This is a genomic window from Pantoea cypripedii (genome assembly GCF_011395035.1).
Lineage (GTDB): Bacteria > Pseudomonadota > Gammaproteobacteria > Enterobacterales > Enterobacteriaceae > Pantoea > Pantoea cypripedii_A.
The window spans coordinates 1,396,279-1,421,330 of the sequence record NZ_CP024768.1 but is presented as its reverse complement, the minus strand read 5'-3'; the positions used below and the strand labels follow the sequence as shown (position 1 = coordinate 1,421,330).

The following is a 25,052-nucleotide window of genomic DNA, read 5'->3' as shown; positions in this document are numbered from 1 at the left end:
TGAAATAGCCGCTCATTCTACCTGGATTCACGTTTGACGCCAAACCACTGATGATACCAGCGGGGCATTATTTGCTCTCTTAACCCCTTAATCTGCCAATGGCCTGCATTAATCGCGATGTTAATTTGCCCTGATTGCGCAGTGTCATACCAGTGATACCCATTTTGCCGATAAGCATCGACGACCGTTTTTGCTGGCATACGCCAGGCGTTATAGCGCGCTACCGAGGCGATCGCCACCTTACCGGCAACATTGCGTAACAGCAATGCACTGGAGGAGGTCCGGCTGCCATGATGGGGCACCTGCAGGATTGTCGAGGCCAGCACCTTTTTTTGCTGCGTAACCAATTTTCTTTCCGCTTCCAGCTCAATATCGCCGGTTAACAACAGGCTGACTTTGCCATCATCAACACGTATGACGCAGGAGTCATTATTTTCCCCCTGTGTCGCTCCCCGGGGTGGCCATAATACGCTAAAGCGTAGCCGACCCCAGTGCCACTCCTCGCCCTGATAGCAGGGCAGATGCTGAGGCTCCGGCAGCGCGCTGCGTACCGGTATGTCTGGTATAGCTGCAACGATAGAGCCAAGACCGCCACGATGATCCAAATGTTTGTGGCTCAACATCACCGCGCGGAGCGTTCTGTTTTTGTGCTGCAGCCAGGGCAGTATGACGCGATTACCGGCATCTCCCTGGTTCCAGCGTGGCCCGGTGTCATACAGCACCGCTTCATCTCCCTGGGTGATAACCACTGCCAACCCATGACCCACATCGATCATGTCAATTTGCCACTCATCACGCGGTGTATTGCTACGCCAGATCAATAGAGCAACCGCGATGCTGCAACACTGTACAGGGGCGCGATAAAGAATCCCGCTGCGCCAGGCAAAGATCCCGCCCCACAGTAGCCCCAGTGCGGGTAAGGCATCACCATATGCCAGCCAGCCGGGAGGAAGCCACGCCAGCCCCTGCATCACCTTATGAACCGACTGGTCAGCCAGCCACCATAAGCCACCAGACAAGGATGCAACAGGTACCAGCATCGCCAGTAATATTAGCGGCACGGAGATAAAAGAGATGACGGGCACCGCCAGCAGATTTGCCAGCAATGCGCTGATACTGATGCCCTGAAACAGAAAGATTTGCAGTGGTGCCATCAGCAGCATCATGCCCAACTGCAGATGCAACAGTTGTAATAATATCCAGCGGCGTCGGGTACGAAAACGCTCCGGCAACGCAAACCATTGATACCAGATGAGCAATATCGCCACCGCCAGGGCTGAAAGCCAAAAACTTTCTGATAAGACGGTAAGAGGATCTACAAAGAGCAACAGCCCAACGCATAATGTCCATACCTGCCAGCCAGTTAACTGCCAGCCTGCAATTCGTATCAACATCCAAAGTGTCAGAGCCAGCATCGCCCGTTGCGCAGGTGGATGGCCGCCAGAAACCCAACAGTAAATTGCCGCTGTAAACCAACTCGCTATCAGAGGAAACAGATAATTAATGTGCCTGGCGGGAAATACCCCCTGCAATATTCTTGCAAGTAACCAACCGACACTGGCCGCCAGTGCGATATGCATACCTGAAATGGCCATCAGGTGCGCAGTTCCCGTCTCGCGTAACAATCGCCGCTGTTCTTGTGTCATCGCATCACGCATGCCAAATGCCAGCGCCTGAACAATCGCTGGTGATGCCATCTGAGTGAACGCGGGAAGGTGATAATGAATCAGACGCGCACGCCAGCTACATGCCTTATTTATCGCCTGGCGGTTAATGATGGTTCCCTGCAAAGGGGTGTGTTGTGCTAACGCAAAACGTTGTAAATCAAACTCGCCCTCATTGAGCCGGGCATGAACAGGACGTAACCGAAGCTGCATCTGCCAGCGTTGTCCGGCGCAGAATGGCTCTCCTTCGCCATTGTCGTTAAGCGTGGCGAATAAGGGAGGAAACTGATAGCGCCCATCAATTTGCAGCAGTTGGATCTTCAGTTGCTTATTGTCTTCACGCACATCGCTAACCCGCACAATCGCGTTCACCGGAGCCTTTGCCAAAAGCTCAATACTGGCTGTTATCTGCCGGGCTTCGGACAAAGCCCACAGCATCAGTAGCAAAGCAGGTGCGAGAACGCGCAATGAAGTGAGCGGCTGCAACCTTAGCAGCAGTGCGGCGGCGGCAATCATCGCCAGGGTGCCATTACCTGGCAACTGTGACAGAAAACCTAAAGGCAACACAGCAAGGATCATTAATCCTGCCAGCACGGTCCATGTGGTTGGCATCTTTCTTCTCCATGAAAGGAGAAAACAGTGTGCCAGAGTTGGCGGTTATTCTTTTGCACTGAATGGATGATTTCTGCGGTAGCTTCCGGTAAATCGTCGCTTTTGCAGCGGTATTACATCTTTTCTGGAGCGCGCTCGTGGGGTGACCATCAGGCAAAAAAAAACGACACCAGAAGGTGTCGTTTTCAATGTTCGGTAACGGCTTAACCGTAAATGTTCGCACGGTCACGCAATTCTTTACCCGGCTTGAAGTGGGGAACGTATTTACCTTCCAGATCCACTTTGTCACCCGTTTTCGGGTTACGTCCGGTGCGCGGTGCGCGGTAGTGCAAAGAAAAGCTGCCGAATCCCCGGATTTCAATGCGCTCGCCTTGTGCCAACGTTGTGGCCATATGCTCGAGCATCTCTTTGACCGCATCCTCAACGACTTTCGCCGGAATATGAGTATGCTGGCCAGCAAGTCTTTCAATCAGTTCTGACTTGGTCATGTAACCTCCGGTTAATCCCTGTTTGGAAAGGTATGACAGCTTTTACCGAAACCGGGCAGCTTACGCCACCCGGTGCCTCGGGTCGATTACTCGCCTTTAGCCGCTTTGAACGCTTCAGCCATAGCGTTAGAGAAGTTGCCTTCTTCCTGTTTGGTGTTAACAGTGTTGATAGCTTCTTTCTCATCAGCCTGGTCTTTCGCACGCACAGACAGACTTACAACGCGGTTCTTACGGTCAACGCCAGTGAATTTAGCTTCAACGTCGTCACCAACACTCAGAACCAGAGTTGCGTCTTCGATACGGTCCAGTGAAGCTTCAGAAGCGCGCAGGTAACCTTCTACGCCATCAGCTAATTCTACTGTAGCACCTTTCGCGTCAACTGCAGTGACTTTACCAGTCACGATAGCGCCTTTCTTGTTCAGGGTGATGTAGTTGTTGAACGGATCTTCAGCCAACTGTTTCACGCCCAAAGAGATGCGCTCACGCTCTGCATCAACCTGCAGTACAACGGCAGCGATTTCGTCGCCTTTTTTGTACTCACGAACGGCTTCTTCGCCAGTCGCGTTCCAGGAGATGTCAGACAGGTGAACCAGACCGTCGATGCCGCCGTCCAGGCCGATGAAGATACCGAAGTCAGTGATTGACTTGATTTTACCTTCAACGCGGTCACCCTTGTTGTGGGTCTCAGCGAACTGCTGCCATGGGTTAGATTTGCACTGCTTCAGACCCAGGGAGATACGACGACGCTCTTCGTCGATGTCCAGAACCATAACTTCAACCACGTCGCCCACGTTAACAACTTTAGACGGGTGGATGTTTTTGTTGGTCCAGTCCATTTCAGATACGTGTACCAGACCCTCAACACCTTCTTCGATTTCTACGAAGCAGCCGTAATCAGTCAGGTTGGTTACACGACCGGTCAGCTTGGTGCCTTCCGGATAGCGCTTAGCGATAGCTACCCACGGATCTTCGCCCAGCTGTTTCAGGCCCAGAGATACACGGGTACGCTCGCGGTCGAACTTCAGCACTTTAACAGTGATTTCGTCGCCCACGTTGACGATTTCGCTCGGATGCTTAACGCGTTTCCAGGCCATGTCAGTGATGTGCAGCAGGCCGTCAACGCCGCCCAGGTCCACGAATGCGCCGTAGTCAGTGAGGTTCTTAACGATACCTTTGACTTCCATGCCTTCCTGCAGGTTTTCCAGCAGCTGATCACGTTCAGCGCTGTTTTCAGACTCGATAACTGCGCGGCGAGAAACCACGACGTTATTACGTTTCTGATCAAGCTTGATTACTTTGAATTCAAGCTCTTTGCCTTCCAGGTGCAGGGTGTCGCGAACCGGACGCACGTCTACCAGTGAACCTGGCAGGAACGCACGAATACCATTCAGCTCAACAGTGAAGCCACCTTTAACTTTGCCGTTGATAACACCGGTAACAGTTTCAGCGTCTTCGTAAGCTTTTTCCAGCGTGATCCAAGCTTCATGACGTTTAGCTTTTTCACGGGACAGCAGGGTTTCACCGAAGCCGTCTTCTACTGCGTCCAGAGCAACGTCAACTTCGTCGCCCACCTGGATTTCCAGTTCGCCAGCTGCGTTCTTGAACTGTTCTGCAGGGATTGCAGACTCAGATTTCAGACCCGCATCAACCAGAACTACGTCTTTGTCGATAGAAACAACGACGCCACGAACGATGGAACCCGGACGGGTTTCGATTTCTTTCAGGGACTCTTCAAAGAGTTGAGCAAAAGATTCAGTCATATTGATAATCTTCAGGATTCTTCAATTTAACGTCCACCTGACGTCATTGTCGGATGGGGTTGTTTCACATGCCCGGCACCGGATCCGTGGTACAGGGTTATAACAATTCGGTTGCCGAAAATATTAAATGCCCAGCTTCTGTCGGGCATAATCAAGTGCCTTTTCAATCACTTGCTCGATGGACATACTGGTTGAATCCAGCACCAGAGCATCATTTGCAGGCACTAAAGGCGCGATGGCGCGGTTACGATCGCGGTCGTCGCGTTCTTTTATCTCGGCTAAAAGGCGATCAAAGTTAACACTAAAGCCCTTCTCCTGCAACTGTAGCATACGGCGGTGAGCACGCTCTTCGGAACTGGCATCAAGAAAGATTTTTACTGGTGCATCCGGGAAGACGACCGTTCCCATATCGCGACCATCAGCAATTAATCCCGGTTCCTCACGGAACGCCCGCTGGCGACGCAACAGGGCCTCACGAACACGCGGAAAAGCAGCCACACGCGATGCGGTGTTGCTTACTTCCTGAGTGCGGATTTCGCCGGTGACATCTTCCCCTTCAAGGATCACCTGCATCTCACCTTCAACGGAGAGAAAGCGCACATCGAGATGCGCTGCCATCGGTACCAGCGCTTCTTCGGACTCGATATCCACCTGGTGGTGGAGTGCCGCCAATGCCAGTACGCGGTAAATAGCGCCAGAATCCAGCAAGTGCCACTGCAACGACTCTGCCATCGCTTTGCACAAGGTCCCCTTCCCTGCACCGCTTGGCCCATCGATGGTAATAACCGAGGCGATTGCCGTCATTGTCTTCTCCTGTTGCTGGATGCGTATTTTCAGCCTGCACGGCTGTCTGGATTGCGCGGCATTATACGCTGCCCGCGCCAGGTTCGTTACCCCTTAGCGCAGACAGTGTTATAAATTTGGACAGAATCGGAGGAATTTGCGGCAACCGGACCAGTGGAAAACAGAGTTTCCCGGTACGGAGTGTACCGGGTTGTTACACATCAGGCCTGGTGACTGATTTTCGCCAGCTGCTGAAAATAATCGGGGAAGGTTTTCGCCGTACATCCCGGATCCAGGATAGTCACTGGCGTGTCCGACAGCGCCACCAGCGAGAAACACATCGCCATACGGTGATCGTTGTAGGTCCCGATGTCCGCGTGCTGCAACTGAGACGGCGGCGTGATACGAATAAAATCATGACCTTCTTCAACTTCAGCGCCGACTTTACGCAATTCAGTCGCCATCGCTGCCAGACGATCCGTCTCTTTCACTCGCCAGTTATAGATGTTGCGCATCAGGGTGGTGCCCTGCGCAAACAATGCCGTGGTGGCGATAGTCATGGCGGCATCAGGGATATGGTTCATATCCATATCAATGGCATTTAATACGCCACGCGTGCAGGCGATGTAATCATCACCCCACTCAACCACCGCACCCATTTTCTCCAGCACATCAGCAAAACGAATATCGCCCTGCACGCTATTACGGCCAATACCGGTGACGCGAACAGTGCCACCTTTAATCGCTGCCGCCGCCAGGAAATAAGACGCGGATGATGCATCGCCTTCCACCAGGTAATCACCCGGTGACTGATACTGCTGCTGACCTTTGACGACGAAACGCTGGTAATTCTGGTTATCGACCTCAACACCAAAACAACGCATCAGATGTAAGGTGATGTCGATATACGGCTTCGATACCAGATCGCCTTTGATGGTAATCGTGGTGTCTTGCTGTGCCAGCGGTGCGGTCATCAATAACGCCGTCAGGAACTGGCTGGAAACACTGCCATCGACACTGACTTCACCGCCATTGAAACCACCATTAAGACGTAAAGGTGGATAATCGGTCTGCTCCAGATAATCAATTTTTGCACCGCCCTGACGCAGCGCATCAACCAGGTGTCCAATCGGACGTTCCTTCATGCGCGGTTCACCGGTCAGCACAATAGATTGCTGGCCCAGGCACAATGCAGCCGCCAGTGGACGCATGGCCGTGCCCGCATTGCCCAGAAACAGTTCCAGCGGTTGATCTGCATGCAAAGGACCAGCATTGCCGGTAACGGTGCAGACCGTGCGATCCGCAGACAGCGTGTAGCTCACACCCAGCGCTTTCAGCGCGTTGAGCATATGCTTCACATCGTCGCTATCCAGCAGGTTGGTAAGGCGCGTGGTGCCTTTAGCCAGCGCAGCCAGCAGCAGTGCGCGGTTAGAAACGCTTTTTGAACCCGGTAAGTTTACCGTGCCATCAACGCGGGCAATCGGTTGTAAAGTCAGGGAGTCCTGCATGTGAAACCAAATCTCCAGAAAAGACGAAACCCCGTTCGAAAAAAACGGGGTCTGAAACCAGTCAGACTGGTACTAATAAACTATCAGCCGTGGCGACGTTCAAAATCGACCATAAAGTCGGTCAGAACTTTAACACCTTCCAGCGGCATCGCATTGTAGATGGAGGCACGCATACCGCCAACCACGCGGTGGCCTTTCAGCGCGTGCAGGCCAGCTTTCAGTGACTCTTCAAGAAACACTTTGTCCAGCGCCGCATCCGCCAGCTGGAAAGGGACGTTCATACGTGAACGGTTTTCAGCGGCAACCTCGTTACGGTAGAAGTTGCTGTTATCGATCACGCCGTACAGCAGGTCCGCTTTGGCCTGGTTCAGCTTGTCCATTTCCGCAACGCCGCCCTTCTCTTTCAGCCATTTGAACACCAGGCCGGAGAGATACCACGCGAAGGTCGGTGGGGTGTTAAACATGGAATCGTTTTCTGCCAGCACCTTGTAATCCAGGATGGAAGGGACATAGCTGTGGGCTTTACCCAGTAAATCCTCACGCACGATAACCAGAGTCAGGCCTGCCGGGCCGATATTTTTCTGCGCGCCCGCATAAATCACGCCATAACGGCTGACATCAATCGGACGCGACAGGATGGTTGACGAGTAGTCAGCCACAACAACTTTGTCACCAAAGTCCGGCTGCTCATCAATCGCGATACCGTCAATGGTCTCGTTCGGGCAGAAGTGGACATATGCCGCATCATCGCTTAACTGCCATTCACGCATCGGCAGAATCGCACGTTTACCGTCTCGGGTCGTTTTAACATCGATGGTATTCGGCGAGCAGAATTTCTCAGCCTCTTTAATCGCGCTGTGCGCCCAGTAACCACCATCGATGTAATCTGCGCTTTTCGCTGCACCAAGCAGGTTGCCGGGGATGGCCGCAAACTGCGCACGCGCACCGCCATGACAGAATAAAACTTTGTAGTTGGCGGGGATTTTCAGCAGATCGCGAAAGTCCTTCTCAGCCTCTTCCGCTACCTGAATAAACTCTTTACTACGGTGACTGATTTCCATCACCGAGGTGCCTAACCCGTGCCAGTTTGTCAGTTCTTGTTCTGCACGACGGAGCACTTCAACCGGCAGCATCGCTGGACCGGAGCTAAAATTGTAAACCTGCGTCATTTCCCCTCACCACTGTCATATCGAACGGTTATGAATACCTTATCGGTTTTATCATTGCCTCCGGATGGCTGCAATCACTAATCCATCCGGGATCACATTTCCAGAGCCAGCCCGGCCACAGCTTATGTCATAAATGCAATCGGCAATGGAATATTGTGAGGTTTCCCGGCGAAGTAAAAATCGGATGATAACCCGCGCACCGGTAGTCTGTACTATGACGGGTATAGCGCTGGCCGCACAAAACCCGTACTATTGCGCGCTTTACGCCCACCTCATTGACTTAGAGAGCGCCATCATGACGCAAACTTTTATTCCAGGTAAAGACGCCGCACTGGAAGACTCCATTTCACGCTTCCAGCACAAATTGCAGGATTTAGGATTCAACATTGAAGAAGCTTCGTGGCTGAACCCGGTTCCGCATGTATGGTCAGTACATATTCGCGATCGTGACTGCCCACTGTGCTTTACCAACGGTAAAGGTGCCAGTAAAAAGGCAGCGCTGGCTTCCGCGCTGGGCGAATACTTCGAGCGCCTCTCAACCAACTACTTTTTTGCTGACTTCTGGCTGGGTGAATCCATCGCGAATGGCGATTTTGTTCACTACCCCAATGAGAAGTGGTTCGCGCTGACAGATGACGATAGCCTGCCAGAAGGCATTCTCGACGCCCGTCTGCGCAAATTCTATGATCCTGACGATAGCCTGGGCGCCAGCGAACTGATCGATCTGCAATCCGGTAATGCGGAACGGGGGATTTGTGGCCTGCCATTTACCCGTCAGTCAGATCAGCAAACGGTCTATATCCCGATGAATATCATCGGCAACCTGTATGTTTCGAACGGCATGTCAGCGGGAAATACCGCTAACGAAGCCCGCGTGCAGGGTTTGTCCGAAGTTTTCGAACGCCATATCAAAAACCGCATCATTGCTGAATCCATCAGCCTGCCGGAAATTCCCGAGGCGGTGATGCAGCGCTATCCTGGCGTGGTCGAGGCTATCGCGCGCCTCGAAGCGGAAGGCTTCCCGATCTTTGCCTATGATGCGTCACTCGGCGGCAACTATCCGGTTATTTGTGTCGTGCTTTTCAATCCGGAAAATGGCACCTGTTTCGCTTCTTTTGGTGCACATCCTGATTTTGGTGTCGCGCTGGAGCGTACCGTTACCGAACTGTTGCAGGGCCGCAGCCTGAAGGATCTCGACGTCTTTACTCCGCCGACCTTTGATGACGAAGAAGTGGCGGAACATGCCAACCTGGAAACTCACTTTATCGATTCAAGTGGCCTGATCTCCTGGGATATGTTCAAAGACGATGCGGATTACCCGTTTGTTGACTGGAGCTTTGCAGGCAGCACGCAGGAAGAGTTTGACACTCTGATGGCGATTTTCCGCGCTGAAGATAAAGAAGTGTACATCGCGGACTACGAACATCTTAGCATCTATGCCTGCCGCATCATTGTACCAGGTATGTCAGATATCTATCCGGCGGAAGACCTGCTGCTGGCCAACAACAGCATGGGCGCTCCGCTGCGTGAAACGCTGCTGGCACTGCCGGAAAGCCAATGGGAACCTGAAGCCTATCTGGAGCTGATTTCCCAGCTGGATGAAGAAGGCCACGATGACTTTACCCGTGTGCGTGAGCTGCTGGGCCTGGCGACCGGCAAAGATAACGGCTGGTTTACGCTGCGTATTGGTGAACTGAAAGCCATGCTGGCACTGGCCGGTGGTGACCTGGATCAGGCGCTGATCTGGACGGAATGGACGATGGAATTCAACCAATCCATCTTCAGCGCGGAGCGTGCTAACTACTACCGTTGCCTGCAAACCCTGCTGCTGCTGGCGATGGAAGATGAACGCGATCCTGTGCAATATCATCGTGCCTTCATTCGTATGTATGGCGAAGCAGCGGTGGATGCCGCTTCTGCTGCCATCAGCGGTGAAGCGCCTTTCTATGGCCTGCAGGCGGTAGATCTGGATTTGAAAGCCTTCCCGGCGCATCAATCGCTGCTTGCTGCTTATGAAAAATTGCAGGCTGCCAAACGTCGTTACTGGTCAGCAAAATAAATATCATTATTTTGCAATAAACACCGGCTAGCGGAGAAAAAGACACTGAGTGAAATCAGTGTCTTTTTTTTGACCGCCTGCCTCTGTTAATTTCAGGCCATGACTGAGTCACAACCCCGCATCCCTTCAGCGGCTCAGCGATAACAATTTCGTATCATTCCAGACGCACCATTCAACAATAGTTGTATATTTTAAAAAATATTTAATTAAATAAATTCAACAAGTTATCTTAATTTTCCTCGTTAAAAATCACTTCAAACTGCCTGGTCTCCAGGCAAATATGATCCACATCAATTCCTGACCTATACTCCTTTGTTAGTATTAATCCCAGATAATTCCTGGAGAGCGTTAGTGTGAAAACTGACAACCCGTTTAATTCATTATTACCGGCTGCAATGGCAAAGGTTGCTGAAGATGCCGGGGTCTACAAAGCAACAAAACACCCCCTAACCACCTTCTTCCTTGCCATTACTGCTGGTGTATTCATTTCTATCGCTTTTGTGTTCTATATCACCGCCACCACCGGCAGTAGTGCTATGCCTTATGGCATGGCAAAACTGATTGGTGGTATCTGCTTCTCTCTGGGATTGATGTTGGTGGTGGTGTGTGGGGCTGACCTCTTCACCTCAACCGTGTTGATTGTGGTAGCAAAAGCCAGCGGTCGCATCACCTGGGGTCAACTGGCACGCAACTGGCTGAATGTGTATGTCGGCAACTTATTCGGTGCGATATTTTTTGTCGTGCTTATCTGGCTCTCCGGCGAGCATATGGTCGCTAACGGTGCCTGGGGTTTAAACGTTCTGCAAACTGCCGATCATAAAATGCACCATACCTTTATTGAAGCAGTCAGCCTCGGCACCCTTGCCAACCTGATGGTGTGCCTGGCCGTGTGGATGAGTTATTCCGGCCGCAGCCTGCTGGACAAAATGGTCGCGATGATTTTGCCGGTCGCCATGTTTGTTGCCAGTGGCTTTGAGCACAGTATCGCTAACATGTTTTTAATTCCGATGGCTATCGTCATTCGTGATTTCGCCAGCCCTGAGTTCTGGCAGATGGCGGGAGCCAGTGCATCACAATTTCCGGCGCTCAGTGTCGGTAACTTTATTGTCGACAACCTCATTCCTGTAACCATAGGCAACATCATTGGTGGAGGGTTGTTAGTCGGTTTGACCTACTGGGTTATCTATCTGCGTGGTGATGACCCGGTGCATTAAGCAAGAAATTAGTACGGGCGCGCGTTACCGCGTGCCAAACGTGAAAGTTTCCCTAAATAAAGGCAGGTATATCATGACCGAACTGAATGAAAAATTGGCGGCAGCCTGGGAAGGATTTAGCGCGGGCGAATGGCAGAACAGTGTCAACGTACGCGATTTCATCCAGAAAAATTACACCCCTTATGAAGGCGACGAGTCATTCCTCGCAGGTGCTACTCCGGCAACCACTAAACTGTGGGATAGCGTGCTGGAAGGCATCAAAATCGAAAACCGCACTCACGCACCTGTCGACTTTGATACCGACCTCGCTTCAACCATCACTGCGCACGATGCCGGTTACATCAACAAGTCACTGGAAAAAATCGTTGGTCTGCAAACTGAAGCGCCGCTGAAACGTGCCATTATCCCGTTTGGCGGCATCAAAATGGTGGAAGGCTCCTGTAAGGTTTATGGCCGCGAGCTGGATCCGTCACTGAAAAAAATCTTCACTGACTACCGCAAAACCCATAACCAGGGCGTGTTTGATGTCTATACCCCCGACATCCTGCGCTGCCGTAAATCGGGTGTGCTGACCGGTCTGCCTGATGCCTATGGCCGTGGTCGTATCATTGGTGACTATCGTCGTGTCGCACTTTACGGCATCGACTATCTGATGAAAGACAAAGTTGCACAGTTCAACTCTCTGCAAAGCGATATGGAAAACGGCGTCAATCTGGAAGCCACTATCCGTCTGCGTGAAGAGATTTCTGAGCAGCACCGTGCGCTGGGCCAGATTAAAGAGATGGCAGCGAAATACGGTTGCGACATCTCTGTGCCTGCCACTAACGCGCAGGAAGCCGTACAGTGGACCTACTTTGGCTACCTGGCTGCGGTGAAATCACAGAACGGTGCGGCCATGTCGTTTGGTCGTGTGTCAACCTTCCTTGATGTGTACATTGAACGTGATATCAAAGCAGGCAAACTGACCGAAGAAGCGGCTCAGGAACTGATTGACCATCTGGTGATGAAACTGCGTATGGTGCGTTTCCTGCGTACCCCGGAATACGATGAGCTGTTCTCTGGCGACCCGATCTGGGCGACTGAGTCTCTGGCAGGTATGGGCGTTGATGGCCGTACCCTGGTGACAAAAAACAGCTTCCGTTTCCTGAATACCCTGTACACCATGGGCCCGTCACCGGAACCTAACATGACCATTCTGTGGTCAGAAAAACTGCCGATTAACTTTAAAAAATACGCGGCCAAAGTTTCCATCGATACCTCATCACTGCAGTATGAAAACGATGACCTGATGCGTCCTGACTTCAACAACGATGACTATGCCATCGCCTGTTGTGTTAGCCCGATGGTGGTTGGTAAACAAATGCAGTTCTTCGGTGCCCGTGCTAACCTGGCGAAAACCATGTTGTACGCCATCAACGGCGGCGTTGATGAAAAACTGAAAATGCAGGTTGGCCCGAAAGAAGCACCGATCACTGATGACGTTCTGGAGTTCGACACTGTCATGGCACGTATGGACCACTTCATGGACTGGCTGGCAAAACAGTATGTCACCGCCCTGAATATCATCCATTACATGCACGACAAATACAGCTACGAAGCCTCACTGATGGCACTGCATGACCGTGATGTTTACCGTACTATGGCCTGTGGTATCGCCGGTCTGTCTGTGGCAGCTGACTCCCTGTCTGCCATCAAATACGCCAAAGTGAAACCGGTACGTGATGCGGACGGCCTGGCTGTTGATTTCGAAATTGAGGGTGAATATCCGCAATTCGGTAACAACGATGCCCGCGTCGATGACCTGGCCTGTGACCTGGTTGAACGTTTCATGAAAAAAATTCAGAAACTGGCAACCTACCGCAATGCTGTGCCGACTCAGTCTGTGCTGACCATTACCTCTAACGTGGTTTATGGTAAGAAAACCGGCAACACCCCGGATGGTCGTCGTGCCGGTGCACCGTTTGGCCCAGGTGCTAACCCGATGCACGGACGTGACCAGAAAGGTGCCGTGGCTTCACTGACTTCCGTCGCAAAACTGCCGTTCGCCTACGCCAAAGATGGTATCTCCTATACCTTCTCTATCGTGCCGAATGCGCTGGGTAAAGACGATAACGTGCGTAAAGCTAACCTTGCTGGCCTGATGGATGGTTACTTCCATCATGAAGCCAGTAACATTGAAGGCGGTCAGCACCTGAACGTGAACGTGATGAACCGTGAAATGTTGCTGGATGCGATGGATCACCCGGAAAAATATCCGCAGCTGACCATCCGCGTTTCCGGTTACGCAGTACGTTTTAACTCGCTGACTAAAGAGCAGCAACAGGATGTGATTACCCGTACTTTCACCAAGTCTCTGTAATTCATCCCGGTAATAAAAGGCTCCTGCGGGAGCCTTTTCTCCAGGTCGTTTTGCCAGCAGGCTTATCCAGGCGTTCTGGCAAAACCGACTTAAACCTCAGAGCACAACACAGATTGTGCCGCCTGATTTCAGGCTAACCGGAGAACTCATCGCAATGTCAGTCATCGGTCGTATTCACTCCTTCGAATCCTGCGGCACCGTTGATGGCCCAGGAATCCGCTTCATTACCTTTTTTCAGGGCTGCCTGATGCGCTGCCTCTACTGCCACAACCGCGATACCTGGGATACCCATGGCGGCAAAGAGGTCACCGTTGAGGATCTGATGAAAGATGTGGTGGCTTACCGCCACTTTATGAATGCCTCAGGCGGTGGCGTCACAGCATCCGGTGGTGAGGCCATCCTGCAGGCTGAGTTTGTGCGTGACTGGTTCCGCGCCTGCCATGCCGAGGGAATTAATACCTGCCTTGATACCAATGGGTTTGTGCGCCGCTATGATCCGGTCATCGACGAGTTGCTCGAAGTGACCGATCTGGTGATGCTCGACCTCAAGCAAATCAATGACGATATTCATCAGATTCTGGTCGGCGTATCCAACCATCGCACGCTGGATTTTGCCCGCTATTTGCAGAAGAAAGGTATCCGCACCTGGATTCGATTTGTGGTGGTTCCCGGCTATTCCGATGATGATGACTCGGTCCATCGGCTGGGAGAATTTACTCAGGACATGGACAACATTGAGAAAATCGAACTGTTGCCTTACCACGAATTAGGTAAGCACAAATGGATTGCTATGGGTGAAGAGTACAAGCTGGAAGGGGTAAAACCGCCCACCAAAGAAACCATGGAGCGGGTGAAAAATATTCTTGCTGGTTACGGACATCAGGTGATGTATTAAGTCGTAATGGCGCGATCCATCGCGCCGTTACAGTAAAGCGTTCTGCGTCAGGCGTGAGCCACCGGTGTGGCATGATGATCGGCCTTGCGCAGCAGCATCACCAGATAAACCAGCGCCACCACAGCAATCATCACAAACAGCAGACGGTCAGAGTAGCTTTGCATCAGCATCGCCGTCATACCTGGCCCCACCAGGCTGCCAATGGTGTAGCTGAACAACAGCGCCTGGTTCATCGCCACCAGTTCATGATGCGGGACAGTCTCACACGCCCATGACATTGCCACCGGATACAGCGTAAACCCAGCCAGACCCAGTACAAACAACGCCGGAGCCATGGCGGCATCGCTGAGCATGGCAATCGCGCCCAGAATCACCACAAACACCTGAACACGCAGCACCAGCAAGCGACCAAAACGATCGGCCAGGCGGCCAACCGGCCACTGACCCACAATGCCAGAGCTCACCAGCAGAGCCATCCAGTAGCCTACGGTCGCATCGCTCATGCCCTGATGGGCAAGATACAGCGGCATCAAGCCATACAGGGAACCCAGCACGATACCGGAAATAATGCAGCCGTTAATACCAAGGCGGGAACTCCGGCGACGCAGCATTGGCCAGATGCGACCCGGTGAAGCGTCTTCACTGGCTGCTCCGGCATTCACGCGTACAAACACCACCGGCAGCACGGCACACAACACCAGCGCGGTAACCCACGGAATAACATGCAACAGTTCGGTTGATACCCGGCTGACCAGCAATTGTCCGGCCACGGTGCCGAGATAATAAATAATCATATATGCAGCCAGCAGCTGGCCACGATTGCGCACCGTGCCGCTGCACAGCAAGGCGCTTTCCACCACTACCCACATCAGCGCACAACCAACACCGGCGACAAAACGCAGCAGAGTCCAGCTGTAGAAACCATCCAGCAGTACCATCCCCACCGTCGCAACGGCAAACAGCACGGTAGCCAGATAGTAACAACGGTTAAAACCGTAATGCGTGATCAACCAACCAGCCAGCAAAGTACCGGCCAGGTTGCCGGTATAATACGATGAGCTGACCATCCCCACCTGCCAGGTCGGCAGTTGATCATGCGTCAGCCATAACGGCACCAGCGTATTAAGCACAGCAATAGACACCGTCAGGAGCAGCAAACCGCAAAGCAGCAGCAGGACGGGGCGCGACCAGGTTGACATAGGGATAAAAACCAAAGAATTGGAGAGAATTGCGCGCAGTTTGCCATTCGCTATTTTAAAGTCAATGTGCAAAAAAACGCCGCAGCACATTTTGCTGCTGAACAATTTAATTTTTTTATCTTCAGTTAGTTAGAGTACGAAAGAACATTCTCAACCGTTTGGCTATCTCTATGAATTTGCATATTTTTAGGCAACAGAGGCGGGATACTATCGATAACGTTTATTTCTGATTAATCCGTGGCAAAGATTAAATCGCTTTGTACTTCAGAAATAAAAAAACCCGGCATAACCGGGTTTTTAAAAACAGCAGAAGATTAACCAATAAATTCAACGCCGCCCATATACGGACGCAGAACTTCAGGCACTTCAATGCGACCATCCGCCTGTTGGTAGTTTTCCAGCACCGCAACCAGCGTGCGGCCAACTGCCAGGCCAGAACCGTTCAGGGTATGGACCAGACGCGGTTTCTTCTCTGTCTTGCTGCGGCAGCGTGCCTGCATACGACGTGCCTGGAAATCCCACATATTGGAGCAGGAGGAGATCTCACGGTAAGTATTCTGTGCCGGTAACCACACTTCGAGGTCATAGGTTTTGGTGGAACCAAAGCCCATATCGCCGGTGCACAGCAGCACTTTACGGTACGGCAGATTCAGCAGTTGCAGCACTTTCTCTGCATGGCTGACCAGTTCTTCCAGCGCCTGCATAGAGGTTTCCGGTGCCACAATCTGCACCATCTCCACTTTGTCGAACTGGTGCATACGAATCAAACCACGCGTATCGCGGCCATAAGAACCCGCTTCGGAGCGGAAACACGGCGTATGCGCGGTCAGTTTCAACGGCAGGCTTTCTTCTTCGACGATTTCATCGCGTACCAGGTTCGTCAGCGGCACTTCCGCCGTCGGAATCAGCGCGTAGTTGCTGCTGCCCGCTTCTTCATCCAGTGGTTTGGTGTGAAACAGGTCTTCACCAAACTTCGGCAGCTGGCCGGTACCATATAAGGTGTCATGGTTTACCAGGTAAGGGACATACGTCTCCAGGTAACCGTGCTGCTCGGTGTGCAGATCGATCATAAACTGGCTCAGCGCACGATGCAAACGGGCAATTTGTCCCTGCATCACCACAAAACGTGAACCGGTCAGTTTAACCGCCGACGCGAAATCTAATCCTTTCGCCTGCTCACCCAGTTCCACGTGATCTTTCACCTGGAAATCAAACTGGCGTGGTTCACCCCAGCGCGCAACTTCCAGATTTTCGGTGTCATCTTTACCCAGTGGGACTTCGTCAGCTGGCAGGTTGGGTAATGCCAGCGCAAAATCACGAATTTCGTTCTGCAGGGCATCCAGTTCTGCTTTAGCGGCATCCAGGCGTTCGCCCAGCGCGTTCACTTCCAGACGCAGCGGCTCGATGTCTTCCCCACGTGCTTTGGCCTGACCGATGGATTTGGATCGGGAGTTACGCTCAGCCTGCAGATTTTCAGTTTCGACCTGCAAGACTTTACGACGCTCTTCCTGGGAGCGCAGCGTTTCCAAATCCAGTTTAAATCCCCGGCGTGCCAGTTTTTCTGCGACTGCGTCTGGCTCGTTACGCAGCAGATTGGGATCGAGCATGCTTATCCTGTGTAATTAAGGTTGATTGAACGAATGAAGGGATGCATCCCTCTGGAATGCATTGAATTCCTTGCTCACCTTACCGTAACGTCTTTAGGAGCGGTAGCGTTTTATCGGGCTATTTTGATCCTGTTCAGCCAGCCAGGCGAGTTTTTCGCCAATTTTCCCTTCAAGCCCGCGGTTGGTGGGATGATAGTAGCGTGTTTGTGCCATTTCCGGTGGGAAGTAAACTTCGCCTGCGGCGAACGCATTGGGTTCGTCATGGGCGTAACGATACTCTTTACCCAGCCCCATCTCTTTCATCAGCTTCGTGGGTGCGTTGCGCAGATGCTCAGGAACATCGTAATCAGGGAACTCACGCGCATCATGCATTGCCGCTTTGAAGGCGGTATAGACAGCATTACTTTTGGGCGCACTCGCCAGATAAACAATGGCCTGGGCGATGGCCCGCTCGCCTTCGGCTGGCCCTACGCGGGTAAAACAATCCCAGGCAGCAATCGCCACCTGCATCCCACGAGGATCGGCATTACCGACATCCTCTGAGGCGATCGCCAGCAGACGGCGCGCCACATACAGGGGATCGCCACCGGCGGTGATTATCCGCGCATACCAATATAATGCCGCATCCGGCGCGGAACCGCGTACCGACTTATGCAAGGCAGAAATCAGATCATAAAAACGGTCGCCTTTATTATCAAAGCGCGCAGCCCGTTCACCCGAAACCTCATTAAGTAGCTGTGGCGTCAGTTCGCGTTGGCCCTGAGCATTGATCTCCGCCATATCGGACATCATTTCCAGCGTGTTCAGCGCCCGACGTGCATCACCATTCACCAGCTCGGCAATCATGCGTCGGGTGTTGTCCGGCAGCAAAATGTCGCTGTTGCCATAGCCACGCTCCTTGTCCTGCATTGCCTGCTGCAGAACCTGTTCAATATCCGCCGTGGTTAACGATTTCAGCAGATAGACACGCGCACGCGACAGCAGCGCCGAGTTCAGTTCAAACGAGGGGTTTTCTGTGGTGGCACCAATAAAGGTGATGGTGCCATCTTCGATATGCGGTAAAAACGCATCCTGCTGGCTTTTGTTGAAACGATGCACCTCATCCACGAACAGGATAGTGCGACGACCGACCTGACGATTTTGTCGGGCGCGCTCAATCGCTTCACGAATCTCTTTCACTCCAGAGGTCACCGCAGAGATACGTTCAACATCGGCTTTGCCGTAGTGGCCGATAATCTCTGCCAGTGTGGTTTTCCCTGTACCTGGCGGCCCCCACAGAATCATCGAATGCAGATGGCCCGCTTCGATCGCACGCGGCAGCGGTTTACCGGGTGCCAGTAAATGTTGCTGACCGATGTATTGCTGCAACGTCACCGGCCGCATACGCGCGGCCAGTGGCTGAAATTCATTGCTGGAGGAGAAATCCAGGGAAAGGTTACTCACCGTGACCTCACTGACGTTGATCGTCTACCGTTACCCCTTTCGGCGGCGTAAAGGTGAATTTGTCCGGGCTGATGGCACCATTGGTCTGGCTTTTCAGCTGATAGCTGCTGCGCTGACCATCCTGCTCAATGGCGCTGAACTGATTAATGGTGCCTGACGGCGTCACCGTAATGGTGAATTGCTTGAGATTACCGTCACTGCTTTTTGGCGTCAGCGAAAAATTATCGCCCTGCTGCTGAATGTTGTATTGCTTCCAGTCACTCGGCTGGTTGCGGGCAATCAGCATAAACGGCGTGTTGCTGGTGGCATTTTTCAGCCAGCTGGCGCTGACCTGCTCCACAAACGGATTGTAGAACCACAGCGTTTTACCATCAGAAATGATCACGCTCTCATCCGGGGCCGTCATGTGCCAGTTAAACAGGCTGGGACGCTTAACCCACAGCTCACCTTCCCCATCCTGCACATTCGCACCGCTACCATCGGTGACTTTCTGGCTAAAACTGGCATGGAAGCTGCTCACTTTATTCAGACGCTGCTGTAAATCACTGGACGCATCCGCCAGTACGGAAGCAGAAAGAGAAGAGGCCAGCAGACCACAGGCAATAACGTGTAATTTCATCTGATTCGATTCCTTATTCATGGTTTCCCGACACTTACTGCATAAAACGTAGTTGCCGCACTGTCTGTTCGACAGGAGAAAAAGCCGAAAACTCCCGTTGATATGGGGATCGACTGCCAGATAAACAATGGGCCAGTAAATACTGGCCCGGGATTAACGCTGGTACTACATCGGGTTACATCTCATGCGGCGGCGGAGACAGCACCTCACGGTTACCGTTATGTCCAGGTTCGGACACAATGCCCTGCGCTTCCATCTGCTCGATAATGCGCGCAGCACGGTTATAACCGATACGGAACTGACGCTGCACACCCGAGATCGAGGCACGACGTTTCTCTACCACAAAAGCCACCGCCTGATCGAACAGCGGATCCAGCTCCTCGTCGCCATCCAGCCCGGCAGCACCACCTTCACTCTCTTCGCCCGCGGTAATGCTATCGATATACTGCGGTCGTCCACGCGCTTTCCAGTCCTGCACCACGGCATGCACTTCCTGATCGCGCACAAACGCGCCGTGTACACGCATCGGCAGCGATGAGTTAGGCGGCATATAAAGCATGTCACCCATACCCAACAGCGATTCCGCGCCACCCTGGTCGAGGATGGTACGCGAGTCAATTTTACTCGATACGGTAAAGGCGATACGTGTCGGGATGTTAGCTTTGATTAAACCGGTAATCACATCCACCGAAGGACGCTGAGTCGCCAGCACCAGGTGGATACCTGCCGCACGCGCTTTCTGCGCCAGACGGGCAATCAGTTCTTCCACTTTCTTGCCAACCGCCATCATCAGGTCAGCAAATTCATCGACCATCACCACGATATAAGGCAGTTTTTCCAGTACCGGTGGCGTGATATCCATGCTGTCGCCCGGTTTCCAGAACGGGTCGGGAATCGGACGTCCCATCGCTTCGGCCTGCTCAACTTTTTCGTTGTAACCGGCAAGGTTACGCACGCCAAGCGCCGACATTAGCTTATAACGACGTTCCATCTCACCCACACTCCAGCGCAGCGCATTGGCAGCATCTTTCATGTCGGTGACCACTTCGGTCAGCAGATGCGGAATGCCTTCATACACCGAAAGCTCCAGCATTTTCGGGTCGATCATGATAAAGCGCACTTCTTCCGGCGTGGCTTTATACAGCATGCTGATGATCATGGCGTTAACGCCGACGGATTTACCTGAACCCGTGGTACCCGCTACCAGCAAATGAGGCATTTTAGCGAGGTCGGCCACCACCGGTTGACCGGCAATGTCTTTGCCCAGCACCACGGCCAGCGGTGACGGATTGTCGCGGAATTTGGCGCAATCCAGCACCTCACGCAGATAAACCGTCTGGCGATGTTTATTCGGCAGTTCCAGACCGACATAAGGCTTGCCAGGAATCACTTCCACCACACGTACAGCCACGGCGGAAAGCGAACGGGCCAGGTCGCGCGACAGGTTGGAGATACGCGCCGCTTTTACGCCCGGAGCCAGATCCAGTTCAAAACGAGTGATGACCGGACCTGGAGAGATCCCTACCACTTCCGCTTTGACGCGATAATCCGCCAGGCGGGCTTCCACCAGACGCGCCGTCTGCTCCAGCGCAAACATATCTACTGGCTCCTCTTCCGCGGGTGGCGGCGTCAGCAGATCGAGGGTCGGTAACGGCGTAGAAGGACGCTCCAGCGGCTGCTCATGGCGCACCAGGAACGGATGGAACAGGCTATCCTGCACCGGTTTCGCCGGTTTCTCTGCCACAGCGGGTTCAGGCTCGGCGGACGACCACGGGCTGCTTTCCTCATCAAAGGACGTTTCCACCTGAGGCTGCGGCGCAACCGGCTGCTGCCATTGAGCGGGAGCCGGAACGTCAGGTTCCGGCGTCGGTGCAATAGTGAACAGCGGTTCACCTGGGCCGTCATCCACCAGATCTTTCATTGGTGAGAAGTCAAACGCTGATGAAGTATCGAGGTTAAATACCGGGCCATCATCAGGCTCGGCGGATTTTTCTTCCCCGTAACGCTGTTGCTGCTGCTCAGCAAACTGACGTGCCAGCTGTGCCTGTTGCAACGCTTCTTCGTCTTCAGCTTCGGCTTCCGTGTGCCAGCTTTCGCCATAGCGTTGTTCTTGCTGAGACTGGAAAGCATCACGCAGCTGCGCTTGCTGTAAAGCCTCTGCATCATCAGCAGCGAGCTGATCCAGCGCAGACGACGGCGCAGGTTGCTCTGGCTCTCTGGCTTTTTCTTCCGCCATCCGCTGCGACGGCAGTTTGATGCCATAGGATGCCAGTTCACGTCGTGTCGGCAGTTTCACCGGATTCGGACGCGGCAGTTCCGGGCCAATGCCTTGTTTAACCTGTGGATTGTAATCACGCTCCGGCACCACATCGAACGCTGGCATGTAAGGCGCGCTGGATGATGCGACTTTTGCCGCTCCGGCGGCCAGGGCAACGCTGGCGGTGGTATTCAGCGCTGAAGGGGCCTGAGCAGCATCCTGCCAGTTGCCCATCTTCGGCCCATCATCGTCATCCACCGGGGAGAATGCGGGTGCCTCAGCGGGGACTTCAAATCGATACAGCGGCGGCTGAGGTGCTTCGACCGGCGCTGCCGCTGTGGGCTGAGTCAATACGGCTGGCTGGAGCGCAGGCTGGGACACCGCCGTTGCTGCTGGCTGGAGCGGAGCCGCTGGCGTAACCTGGGGTTCCTGATGGGCAGCTTCACTGCTCACCGCAATGGCAGCAGCTGTCGCGGCACTGGCTTTCGCCAGCAGCGGATCATCCTGCACATCGGCCAGTGGCGCTTCATTCACCTTACGGGGCTTAGCCAACAGGACATCATCGTCTTCAGACGCAGCCGCACGCAGCGGCGGAACAGCATCTTCTGCCTGCTGATGCTCGTCTTCGTCCTCGTACTCATCTTCTTCCTGCCAGGGTTCATCATGACGGGAGCGATTACTGGCAAAGGTCAGCACCCCCATCACCACGCCACCAATTCTTTCGGCAATCGTCAGCCAGGACCAACCGGTATAAAGCGTAATGCCAGCGGCCCAGACACACAGCAGCGTTAAAGTGCCGCCTGCCGAGCTGAACCAGGGTGACATCGCGTTACTGATCAAGCTGCCGATGACACCGCCGGAAGTGAAATACCAGATATCGTCAGCATTCAGCGCCGCCAGGCCGCAGGTGGTAACCACCAGTGCCAGCACGCCAATCAGACGCAGCCCGACCGCAAAGTAGTCGATGTAGTCATGGCGATCGCGCTGGCGGAAGGTAATCCAGCATAAGCCAATGATCACCGGAGGAATGGCATAGGCCATCACACCGAAGATAAACAGCAGGGTGTCGGCAAGCCATGCACCTACGCTGCCACCCAGGTTATGGATAGGCTCGTGCCAGGCCGTCTGCGACCAGCTGGGATCGGAAGGGTTAAAGCTGACCAGGGAAACCATCAAATAGATGGCAAACAGGGCCACAAGGATGAGCAACGCTTCAAGCAGCCGACGTCCGCTGCTCAGCGGTTGTAATGAAACGTCTTTATCTTCTGTATATTCCTGGCTCAAGAGAACTCTCCAGGTGCCTGTAAATTAAGAAGGCAACAGCGCCGGGCTCGCCCGACGCTGGTCCTGTATGAATTCACAGGAGTGTACCGAAATCCTGCAAGTTTTGCACCTGCCCTGCGTTAACGAGTTTTGATCACCAGACGATTGCTCTGTTTGACCTCTTCCATTACCACATAGGTGCGGGTGTCATTCACGCCCGGCAGGCGCAGCAAGGTTTCACCCAGCAGTTTGCGATAAGCTGACATATCCGGCACACGGGTTTTCAGCAGATAGTCAAAGTCACCGGAAACGAGGTGACACTCTTGAGTTTCCTCAAGTTTTTGCACAGCGGCGTTAAATTGCTCAAACACATCGGGCGCGCCACGATTCAGAGTAATCTCAACAAACACCAGCAGTGAAGCATCAAGATAATGCGGGTTGAGCTGTGCGGTGTAACCAAGAATGAAACCCTGTCGTTCCAGGCGACGAACACGCTCAAGACACGGCGTCGGCGATAAACCAACACGTTTCGAAAGCTCAACATTGGAAATACGACCATCCTTTTGCAATTCGTTCAGGATGTTGCGGTCGATTCGGTCCAGATCTTTTCCGGGGCGCTTCTTATTGTCTACCATTATTATTGTCTCTCTTAATTCCTTCCCTTAACCTGCCACACCCTGAAAACGTTCATTGTTCAGGGCCTTACTCGAAGTGAAGACCATAAGCCTGTGCAGTGATGCGACCATCCGTATGACGCATGTTGTCTGTCCACATCATGCGTCATTACCAATGTCAGGCTGAGTTTATTTGGCGAAACAAACCAAAACAGGCATGAAATTCTGTTTCGAATCGCTAAATCTTCTCTGCTTCTGATAATGTTTTCGCAAATGCGCAGGCGATTGTCAAAGTAAAACATCCAAATTCAGTACAAGATGCCATACAGAGTGCTGGGTTCCTGTTTTCTAATGAGATTTTTTATACAGCTGCACCACAAATTACCGAGCATTGCCCCCTTTTGGCGCAATCGACGTGCAGAATCGCCACTCATCGTCTACGCCGCTTGCAGCGATTGTTAACAAAATTGCTCAAGACTTTTTTTGCGCCGGTAATTTCCCTACAATCATTCGCTATGTTGTCAGACAAGAAACTGAGGAACACATGAGTACGGCCAAACACAGTAAGCTGCTCATTCTGGGCTCCGGCCCTGCCGGTTACACCGCTGCAGTCTATGCCGCACGCGCCAACCTGAATCCGGTATTGATTACCGGTCTGGAAAAAGGTGGTCAGCTCACCACCACTACTGAGGTAGAAAACTGGCCGGGCGACCCGCACGATCTGACAGGCCCATCGCTGATGGAACGCATGCATGAGCATGCGGAGAAGTTCAACACCGAGATCATTTTCGACCATATCCACACCGTCGATTTGCAGAACCGTCCGTTCCGCCTGACCGGTGACAGCGGTGAATATACCGCTGATGCGCTGATCATCGCGACAGGGGCTTCTGCCCGTTACCTCGGCCTGCCTTCAGAAGAAGCGTTTAAAGGCAAAGGCGTTTCGGCCTGCGCCACCTGCGACGGCTTTTTCTACCGTAACCAAAAAGTCGCGGTGATTGGCGGGGGTAACACCGCCGTGGAAGAAGCGCTGTATCTGGCGAATATCGCTGCTGAAGTTCACCTGATCCACCGTCGTGACAACTTCCGTGCCGAGAAGATCCTTATCGATCGTCTGATGGAAAAAGTTCGCAACGGCAATATCGTGTTACATACCGATCGCACCCTGGATGAAGTGGTGGGCGATCAGATGGGTGTAACTGGCCTGAAGTTGCTGTCAACCAAAGGTGAGGAGCCAGAATCGCTGGAAGTCGCCGGTCTGTTTGTTGCCATCGGTCATAGCCCTAACACGGCGATCTTCGAAGGTCAGCTGGCGCTGGAGAATGGTTACATCAAAGTTCAGTCCGGTCTGCACGGCAACGCCACCCAGACCAGCATCCCGGGCGTCTTTGCCGCCGGTGATGTCATGGACCATATCTACCGCCAGGCGATCACCTCCGCCGGTACCGGTTGTATGGCAGCGCTGGATGCTGAACGTTACCTTGATGGTCTGGTTAAAAACGATAAGTAACTTGTTAATAACCTGATCATAATTGCCTG

16 protein-coding genes and 2 pseudogenes are annotated in these 25,052 nt (G+C 53.0%); 5 read left to right on the top strand and 13 right to left on the bottom strand.

What is annotated here, in order from left to right:
- Positions 1 to 17: 17 nt before the first annotated feature.
- The 6 genes from CUN67_RS06565 to serC all read right to left on the bottom strand — a co-directional run bounded on the left by CUN67_RS06565 (position 18) and on the right by serC (position 7,984).
- Positions 18 to 2,276 (bottom strand): DNA internalization-related competence protein ComEC/Rec2, encoded by a 2,259-nt coding sequence (locus CUN67_RS06565; RefSeq protein ID WP_208714513.1) that lies wholly within the window; start codon positions 2,274 to 2,276, stop codon positions 18 to 20.
- A gap of 203 nt (positions 2,277 to 2,479) precedes the next feature.
- Positions 2,480 to 2,764: an integration host factor subunit beta gene (gene ihfB / locus CUN67_RS06560; RefSeq protein WP_003849360.1), complete on the bottom strand. Its 285-nt coding sequence runs from the start codon at positions 2,762 to 2,764 to the stop codon at positions 2,480 to 2,482.
- A gap of 86 nt (positions 2,765 to 2,850) precedes the next feature.
- Complete coding sequence (gene rpsA, locus CUN67_RS06555; RefSeq protein ID WP_208714512.1) at positions 2,851 to 4,524, bottom strand: 30S ribosomal protein S1; 1,674 nt, start codon at positions 4,522 to 4,524, stop codon at positions 2,851 to 2,853.
- Positions 4,525 to 4,647: 123 nt separating this feature from the next.
- Positions 4,648 to 5,328 carry a (d)CMP kinase gene (gene cmk / locus CUN67_RS06550; RefSeq protein ID WP_208714511.1) on the bottom strand — a complete coding sequence of 227 codons (681 nt, stop codon included), beginning with the start codon at positions 5,326 to 5,328 and terminating at the stop codon, positions 4,648 to 4,650.
- A gap of 200 nt (positions 5,329 to 5,528) precedes the next feature.
- A complete protein-coding gene (gene aroA / locus CUN67_RS06545; RefSeq protein ID WP_208714510.1) occupies positions 5,529 to 6,815 on the bottom strand; it encodes a 3-phosphoshikimate 1-carboxyvinyltransferase in 1,287 nt (428 codons plus the stop codon).
- Between the two features lie 83 nt (positions 6,816 to 6,898).
- The gene (gene serC / locus CUN67_RS06540) at positions 6,899 to 7,984 is read right to left on the bottom strand and encodes a 3-phosphoserine/phosphohydroxythreonine transaminase (protein WP_208714509.1); all 1,086 of its coding nucleotides are present in this window, start codon (positions 7,982 to 7,984) and stop codon (positions 6,899 to 6,901) included.
- 295 nt (positions 7,985 to 8,279) lie between these two features.
- Here serC and ycaO point away from each other — a divergent pair, with 295 nt between their 5' ends.
- The 4 genes from ycaO to pflA all read left to right on the top strand — a co-directional run bounded on the left by ycaO (position 8,280) and on the right by pflA (position 14,511).
- Entirely contained in the window at positions 8,280 to 10,043 is a 1,764-nt protein-coding gene (gene ycaO, locus CUN67_RS06535) for a 30S ribosomal protein S12 methylthiotransferase accessory factor YcaO (RefSeq protein WP_208714508.1), read from the top strand.
- A gap of 353 nt (positions 10,044 to 10,396) precedes the next feature.
- Complete coding sequence (focA, locus tag CUN67_RS06530) at positions 10,397 to 11,257, top strand: formate transporter FocA (RefSeq protein WP_208714507.1); 861 nt, start codon at positions 10,397 to 10,399, stop codon at positions 11,255 to 11,257.
- A gap of 73 nt (positions 11,258 to 11,330) precedes the next feature.
- The gene (gene pflB / locus CUN67_RS06525) at positions 11,331 to 13,616 is read left to right on the top strand and encodes a formate C-acetyltransferase (protein WP_208714506.1); all 2,286 of its coding nucleotides are present in this window, start codon (positions 11,331 to 11,333) and stop codon (positions 13,614 to 13,616) included.
- Between the two features lie 154 nt (positions 13,617 to 13,770).
- Entirely contained in the window at positions 13,771 to 14,511 is a 741-nt protein-coding gene (gene pflA, locus CUN67_RS06520) for a pyruvate formate lyase 1-activating protein (protein WP_208714505.1), read from the top strand.
- 47 nt (positions 14,512 to 14,558) lie between these two features.
- Here pflA and CUN67_RS06515 read toward each other — a convergent pair whose 3' ends face one another.
- The 7 genes and pseudogenes from CUN67_RS06515 to lrp all read right to left on the bottom strand — a co-directional run bounded on the left by CUN67_RS06515 (position 14,559) and on the right by lrp (position 23,534).
- The gene (locus CUN67_RS06515) at positions 14,559 to 15,710 is read right to left on the bottom strand and encodes an MFS transporter (protein ID WP_208714504.1); all 1,152 of its coding nucleotides are present in this window, start codon (positions 15,708 to 15,710) and stop codon (positions 14,559 to 14,561) included.
- A 314-nt stretch (positions 15,711 to 16,024) separates the two neighbouring features.
- Entirely contained in the window at positions 16,025 to 17,317 is a 1,293-nt protein-coding gene (serS, locus tag CUN67_RS06510; protein WP_208714503.1) for a serine--tRNA ligase, read from the bottom strand.
- A gap of 93 nt (positions 17,318 to 17,410) precedes the next feature.
- Positions 17,411 to 18,760 carry a replication-associated recombination protein A gene (locus tag CUN67_RS06505; RefSeq protein ID WP_084873695.1) on the bottom strand — a complete coding sequence of 450 codons (1,350 nt, stop codon included), beginning with the start codon at positions 18,758 to 18,760 and terminating at the stop codon, positions 17,411 to 17,413.
- A 7-nt stretch (positions 18,761 to 18,767) separates the two neighbouring features.
- A complete protein-coding gene (gene lolA / locus CUN67_RS06500; RefSeq protein ID WP_208714502.1) occupies positions 18,768 to 19,379 on the bottom strand; it encodes an outer membrane lipoprotein chaperone LolA in 612 nt (203 codons plus the stop codon).
- A gap of 175 nt (positions 19,380 to 19,554) precedes the next feature.
- Positions 19,555 to 21,708 (bottom strand): annotated as a pseudogene (locus tag CUN67_RS30760) (DNA translocase FtsK); the annotation flags it as partial.
- A gap of 699 nt (positions 21,709 to 22,407) precedes the next feature.
- Positions 22,408 to 22,809 (bottom strand): annotated as a pseudogene (locus CUN67_RS30755) (DNA translocase FtsK 4TM domain-containing protein); the annotation flags it as partial.
- Positions 22,810 to 23,039: 230 nt separating this feature from the next.
- Positions 23,040 to 23,534 (bottom strand): leucine-responsive transcriptional regulator Lrp, encoded by a 495-nt coding sequence (lrp, locus tag CUN67_RS06490; RefSeq protein ID WP_006118610.1) that lies wholly within the window; start codon positions 23,532 to 23,534, stop codon positions 23,040 to 23,042.
- A 523-nt stretch (positions 23,535 to 24,057) separates the two neighbouring features.
- Here lrp and trxB point away from each other — a divergent pair.
- Complete coding sequence (gene trxB / locus CUN67_RS06485; protein ID WP_208714500.1) at positions 24,058 to 25,023, top strand: thioredoxin-disulfide reductase; 966 nt, start codon at positions 24,058 to 24,060, stop codon at positions 25,021 to 25,023.
- Positions 25,024 to 25,052: the final 29 nt, after the last annotated feature.

What these genes read in the sequence shown, in the direction of transcription:
- CUN67_RS06565 (WP_208714513.1), bottom strand. Translation starts at nt 2,276, where the DNA reads ATGCCAACCACATGGACCGTGCTGGCAGGATTAATGATCCTTGCTGTG.
- ihfB (WP_003849360.1), bottom strand. Translation starts at nt 2,764, where the DNA reads ATGACCAAGTCAGAACTGATTGAAAGACTTGCTGGCCAGCATACTCAT.
- rpsA (WP_208714512.1), bottom strand. Translation starts at nt 4,524, where the DNA reads ATGACTGAATCTTTTGCTCAACTCTTTGAAGAGTCCCTGAAAGAAATC.
- cmk (WP_208714511.1), bottom strand. Translation starts at nt 5,328, where the DNA reads ATGACGGCAATCGCCTCGGTTATTACCATCGATGGGCCAAGCGGTGCA.
- aroA (WP_208714510.1), bottom strand. Translation starts at nt 6,815, where the DNA reads ATGCAGGACTCCCTGACTTTACAACCGATTGCCCGCGTTGATGGCACG.
- serC (WP_208714509.1), bottom strand. Translation starts at nt 7,984, where the DNA reads ATGACGCAGGTTTACAATTTTAGCTCCGGTCCAGCGATGCTGCCGGTT.
- ycaO (WP_208714508.1), top strand. Translation starts at nt 8,280, where the DNA reads ATGACGCAAACTTTTATTCCAGGTAAAGACGCCGCACTGGAAGACTCC.
- pflB (WP_208714506.1), top strand. Translation starts at nt 11,331, where the DNA reads ATGACCGAACTGAATGAAAAATTGGCGGCAGCCTGGGAAGGATTTAGC.
- pflA (WP_208714505.1), top strand. Translation starts at nt 13,771, where the DNA reads ATGTCAGTCATCGGTCGTATTCACTCCTTCGAATCCTGCGGCACCGTT.
- CUN67_RS06515 (WP_208714504.1), bottom strand. Translation starts at nt 15,710, where the DNA reads ATGTCAACCTGGTCGCGCCCCGTCCTGCTGCTGCTTTGCGGTTTGCTG.
- serS (WP_208714503.1), bottom strand. Translation starts at nt 17,317, where the DNA reads ATGCTCGATCCCAATCTGCTGCGTAACGAGCCAGACGCAGTCGCAGAA.
- lolA (WP_208714502.1), bottom strand. Translation starts at nt 19,379, where the DNA reads ATGAAATTACACGTTATTGCCTGTGGTCTGCTGGCCTCTTCTCTTTCT.
- lrp (WP_006118610.1), bottom strand. Translation starts at nt 23,534, where the DNA reads ATGGTAGACAATAAGAAGCGCCCCGGAAAAGATCTGGACCGAATCGAC.
- trxB (WP_208714500.1), top strand. Translation starts at nt 24,058, where the DNA reads ATGAGTACGGCCAAACACAGTAAGCTGCTCATTCTGGGCTCCGGCCCT.